The organism is Polynucleobacter sp. AP-Nickl1-40-C4, from assembly GCF_035012665.1.
GTDB lineage: Bacteria > Pseudomonadota > Gammaproteobacteria > Burkholderiales > Burkholderiaceae > Polynucleobacter.
In genome coordinates this window covers 1-4,545 of the sequence record NZ_JAYGQR010000018.1, presented here as the reverse complement: position 1 = coordinate 4,545, position 4,545 = coordinate 1, and the positions used below count along the sequence as shown (strand labels likewise).

Sequence of the window (4,545 nt, the reverse complement as noted above, 5' to 3'; positions counted from 1 at the left end):
TCGGCTTGCTTGAGGATGCCCATGATTTGGCTATCGGTAAAACGGGAGGTTTTCATAGAATTTCCTTTAAATCAAACAACTTAGAAATTCTACTTTTAAGTCAGGTTAAGGGGTGGGGGTATTACCACAGGACTATGGAAATCAAATTGAATTAACACATGAGCACGAACTTTGGGGGAAACCTGGCGCGGTGCGTGCCCTCTACTATCAACAACATGCTTTTATGGGTAACTACCAAAGCGCTGTAGGTCTTGCTCAACAGGCTAACTCAACCCCCGATATAAGCAATACTCGTCTTGCTGCCCAAAGCTCTTGGGGTTATGGCCTCAATTTTGAGCAGTCTATTGCAGAAGACATTGGGATATTCGGTCGTTGGAGCTGGAACCCAGGCAATTCGGAAACACAAACAGTTGACATTAGTCGCTCTTTATCTGGCGGTATCAGTATCAAAGGGGGTAGCTGGTCGAGACCTTACGACACCGTGGGCCTAGGGTTTGCGGTTAATGGAATCGCCCCTATTCAAAGAACCTATCTGCAAATGGGTGGCATGTCTCCTTTTATTGGGGATGGGAATCTAAGTTACAAGACAGAACAGATACTGGAGACTTTCTATAGCGCCAAAGTGTATAAAGAACTCTATATTTCGGCAGATTACCAACGCATAGCCAATCCAGCCTATAACTCAGCACGTGGACCGGTGAATTTCTTTGGATTACGGGCGCATATAGAAATGTGATGTTTTGATTGATTGGAGCCGAATAATCGAATGCTCTTAATGGCCGACAATCGCCTTTGGCTAGTTTGATAAAAATTCCTTAGGACGCCTAGATGTGAGGAACTTTTACATCAAAATATGGCATTAAGTTTTTGCCCTAAATTTGCCCTAAATTGATTTTTAAAAAGGTAGGGCCTTTATTTATATAGCTCAGATGGCTATATCGCCCCCATCCATCATGGGGGCGACTGCTAAGCGTTTCTTTGGAGTATTGGTCATGAACTTCGATTAAATGGCGATTGACCGCCATTTTAAATGCATAAGGGCAACCGAAGCTGCCCTTACTGAAGATGCACTTGATAGCTAGCTTATTTAGATAGCTTCGCCTCTAACTCAACCGCAAGATCTAAAGCGCCCATATATCCGGACTTCAGATGATTCGGTAGATCGGGGTCACCAACCATGGCGCCCAAGGTTTCTACAAGGCTAAAAACTAAACCTTTAGCAGCGCCCGCGGCAATCGTATTGGTTGCTACTGCTTGATCAATATGATTTACCGCATCCAGAAAATAATCATGCCCTGGGAGGCCATCTGGCCCTAAAGCTTCTTTGTTTAACTCTTTAGTCATTTGTGTCGTCCTATGAAGTCTTTATTTATAGCATTTGATCCACTTTATAGAAAAACTTGCGTGCATAGGCAAGAATTTCTTTATCAGTAGGATGATCAACCGTTTCTACGCCAACAATCTTTTCTGCAATATTGGCATCATGTTTGTGCGCGTGTTTGATGAGCTCTAATTTTGCAGATCCAGGTCCAAGAATCAAGATTTCTTTGGATTCGTTCACGGCATTGATAACTGAATGTAAATATTTTGAATCTAAAGCGACTTTACCGCTACCGACTTCATTGGCTTTGTGATGCAGATGAGTGTGGGTACTTTTACTGCGAATCACTTCGGCTTCGCTAGCCTCTTCGCTCAAGAACATTACATGAGCTTCTTTATGGTCGATCCAAATTACTGCGTGATTTAATGACATATTCTTCCTATGATTAGTATTAACTACCCCTTCAGAATACTCCAGCAATGCTTAAGGATTACTGAAAAATCACTGTGGAAGCGCTATTAGGTTTGATTTAAGTCAAATTGTTTGCATTAGTATTAAATTCGTATACTCAGACCATCCACATTTAAGTTCATTATGGCCATGTCCCCCAATAAATACCTACCCATACGATATATTCCATTTTCTCTATGCATCCTGGGGGCCATTGCCAGTTTTACCTCTTTACAGCTGCATCCACAGGCTTGGAATTTCTTCCTACTATTTGGCTTTTTATCATTCGTGGGCATGTATGACGTCTCACAAACCAAAGTAGCCATTCTTCGGAACTACCCTGTTATTGGTCATTTGCGTTTCATGCTTGAATTCATTCGACCTGAAATTCGCCAGTACTTTATCGAGGGTGACAATGATGAGACCCCTTTTTCAAAAGAGCAGCGCACATTAGTCTATTCACGCGCTAAAGCTGTACCGGATCAAATTCCTTTTGGTACCACTCTGGATGTAATGGCCCCTGGCTATCAGTGGATTAATCAATCATTAGCCCCTACCCGTTTACCTAGCCATGATTTCCGGGTTGAGATAGGTGGCAAGGATTGCAAACAAAAATATTCAGCCAGTATTTTCAATATCTCGGCAATGAGCTTTGGATCACTTAGTGCCAACGCTATTTTGGCTTTAAATCTTGGTGCCAAAATGGGTGGCTTTGCTCATGACACCGGGGAAGGCTCGATCTCTCAATATCATCGCGTTCATGGTGGCGATCTCATTTGGGAAATTGGCTCCGGTTACTTTGGCTGCCGCAATACTGATGGCAGCTTTAATGAAAAAAAGTATGAAGAGAATGCTTTAGATCCTCAGGTCAAGATGATCGAGATCAAATTGAGTCAAGGCGCTAAGCCTGGTCATGGCGGCATCTTGCCAGGCTCTAAGGTGACGGCTGAAATTGCTGCAGCACGTGGTGTTAAGGAAGGAGAAGCCTGCATCTCCCCTGCATCCCATAGCGCCTTCTCAACGCCGCTTGAGCTGATCCATTTTGTGAAGAAGTTGCGTGACCTATCCGGCGGTAAGCCAGTTGGCTTTAAGTTCTGCGTTGGTCACCCCTGGGAATGGTTTGGCATTGTCAAAGCCATGCTGGAGACTGGCATTCATCCAGACTTCATCGTAGTAGACGGCTCTGAAGGCGGGACCGGCGCATCACCGGTAGAGTTCACCAATCACGTGGGCACACCGCTTCAAGAAGGTCTTCGCTTAGTTCATAACACCTTAGTAGGCGTGAACCTGCGAGATCACATCAAAATTGGTTGCGCCGGCAAGATCATTAGCGCCTTTGATATGGCTGTGGTTTTTGCTTTAGGAGCTGATTGGTGTAATAGTGCTCGTGGATTTATGTTCTCCATTGGCTGTATACAGGCTCAGGTTTGCAATACGGGAAACTGCCCTACTGGTGTCACCACTCAGAATGCATTGCGTCAGAAAGCATTGGTAGTGCCAAATAAAGCTGAGCGCGTATACAACTTCCACAATGAAACCCTGAAGACTTTGAAGGAGCTGGTGGAGGCCGCTGGATTACATCATCCCGGTGAAATTGATGCCCCTCACATCATCCGACGCATTAATAAGCATGAAGTACGGCTTTTATCCTTCTTACTCCCTGAAATGCCCGCTGGACTGTTACTAAACGCAGAACATATAGATCCGAGCCTGAATTTGCCAAGAGTATTTGAGCTTTATTGGCACCGGTCCCAAGCCCAAAGCTTTAGCGCTCTTAAAAGTTAGGCCTTGAGAGCCTCGCGATAAGAGAAATTTATTGAGAAGCTCGGAGTTCAGTTTTGTGGCGGTACATCTCTAGATCTACTTGATGCAAGATTTCCGAGACGGTTCTTGGTGCCTCGCTATATGTTGCCATACCAATGCTTAAGGTAACTGGATACCCTGAATCACTCATCGTCTGATTGACTGTTTTAACAATATCACCGCACATCTGATGCATACTTTTCTTATTTACCTTCAATGCAACGATCAAAAACTCGTCTCCACCCAAACGGAAAAACATGGCATTCTTAGATGAGAATGCCATCAAGGTATGGGCAATCTTTGTCAACACCTGATCGCCCACTAAATGCCCTCGAAATCATTAATCTTTTTAAAGTCATTCACGTCGATCAGCGCAACAGAAAAAACTTCCCGTGATTCGTCAAGTTTTGCAATAGCCTGCTCTATAACAATTCGGGCCCAGCGTCTGTTCCACAACCCTGTTAATGAATCCGTATTTGCCAGCAGGTTTACCCGCAACTGACTTCGTCGAAGTGACCTGGCAAGCCACATAATTAATAGGGTCGCCAAAAAACGTATAAGGAAATTAAGTACTTCTATCTTTACTTGATAGAGGGAGAAATAATCCTCCCTAAGGAGAAAATAATTTTCAAATAGCGTCGTCAAAACAAGCGCTACGATAACAACCTTAATTGATTTTGCATTTAATCCAATGATTGCCGCAGGAAATAGATAGAGCAAAACTAATCGGTAATCATTAGGCGAAAAAACATCGATCATTAAAATCAAGAACAGCAAACCAAACCCAAACTGGACTGCTATTTTTGGTTTAATGCCAAATAGCCCATAAATATTATTGTCTTGCTGACCTGCCCTAGGATTTTCAGACCAAAAGCTTTTAGAGATAATGACTCCTTCAACCTAAGGAGCAGGTATGAAGAGAGCACGGTTTTCAGACGAACAAATTGTTCGGATATTACAAGAGGCAGATC

General features: G+C 43.6%; 4 protein-coding genes and 1 pseudogene. 2 read left to right on the top strand and 3 right to left on the bottom strand.

The features are described from left to right. Window positions 1-112: 112 nt before the first annotated feature. Window positions 113-736, top strand: coding sequence for a carbohydrate porin (locus VC182_RS11375; protein WP_323485358.1), 624 nt, complete (start codon window positions 113-115; stop codon window positions 734-736). A gap of 347 nt (window positions 737-1,083) precedes the next feature. On the opposite strand, the gene VC182_RS11370 is transcribed toward VC182_RS11375, so the two are convergent. Further along, on the bottom strand, window positions 1,084-1,344 hold the full coding sequence (locus tag VC182_RS11370; RefSeq protein WP_072583502.1) for a hypothetical protein: 261 nt from the start codon (window positions 1,342-1,344) through the stop codon (window positions 1,084-1,086). 25 nt (window positions 1,345-1,369) lie between these two features. Beyond that, window positions 1,370-1,753, bottom strand: coding sequence for a translational machinery protein (locus VC182_RS11365; RefSeq protein ID WP_072583501.1), 384 nt, complete (start codon window positions 1,751-1,753; stop codon window positions 1,370-1,372). A 162-nt stretch (window positions 1,754-1,915) separates the two neighbouring features. On the opposite strand from VC182_RS11365, the gene VC182_RS11360 reads away from it, so the two are divergent. Continuing rightward, window positions 1,916-3,556: an FMN-binding glutamate synthase family protein gene (locus VC182_RS11360; protein WP_323485357.1), complete on the top strand. Its 1,641-nt coding sequence runs from the start codon at window positions 1,916-1,918 to the stop codon at window positions 3,554-3,556. Window positions 3,557-3,584: 28 nt separating this feature from the next. Here the strand turns inward: VC182_RS11360 and VC182_RS11355 are convergent. Next, a pseudogene (locus tag VC182_RS11355) lies at window positions 3,585-4,105 on the bottom strand (GGDEF domain-containing protein). Window positions 4,106-4,545 lie beyond the last annotated feature (440 nt).

Coding starts and splice junctions, on each gene's coding strand:
- VC182_RS11370 (WP_072583502.1), bottom strand. CDS start 1,344: ATGACTAAAGAGTTAAACAAAGAAGCTTTAGGGCCAGATGGCCTCCCA.
- VC182_RS11360 (WP_323485357.1), top strand. CDS start 1,916: ATGGCCATGTCCCCCAATAAATACCTACCCATACGATATATTCCATTT.
- VC182_RS11365 (WP_072583501.1), bottom strand. CDS start 1,753: ATGTCATTAAATCACGCAGTAATTTGGATCGACCATAAAGAAGCTCAT.